The organism is Bradyrhizobium sp. Kon58 (genome assembly GCF_055807455.1).
This window is the reverse complement of sequence record NZ_JBVVOT010000175.1, coordinates 1-350: the sequence shown is the minus strand read 5'-3', so window position 1 is coordinate 350 and position 350 is coordinate 1. Positions and strand designations below refer to the sequence as shown.

Sequence of the window (350 nt, the reverse complement as noted above, 5' to 3'; positions counted from 1 at the left end):
CACCGAGTTTCTCTACGAAGAGGCGCGGCAAACTCGCCTGACCACGGAAAAATTCATGATCGACGGTCGCCACACCGGCACCGGCGGCGGTAACCACTTCGTGCTGGGCGGCGCCACACCCAAGGACTCGCCGTTCCTGCGCCGGCCCGACCTGCTGCGCAGCCTGATCAGCTACTGGCACAACCACCCATCGCTGTCCTATCTGTTTTCCGGGCTGTTTATTGGCCCGACGTCCCAGGCGCCCCGGGTGGATGAAGCGCGCAACGATGCGCTGTACGAACTGGAAATCGCCTTCGCGCAAATGCCCGCGCCGGGTGAAGAATGCCCGCCCTGGCTGGTCGACCGTTTGC

At 64.0% G+C, this 350-nt stretch carries 1 protein-coding gene; it reads left to right on the top strand.

Annotation, left to right across the window (positions count from 1 at the left end; translation table 11 throughout):
- Positions 1-350: transglutaminase family protein (locus AC0L20_RS40010; protein WP_473295670.1), on the top strand; the 350-nt coding region annotated here is incomplete at both ends.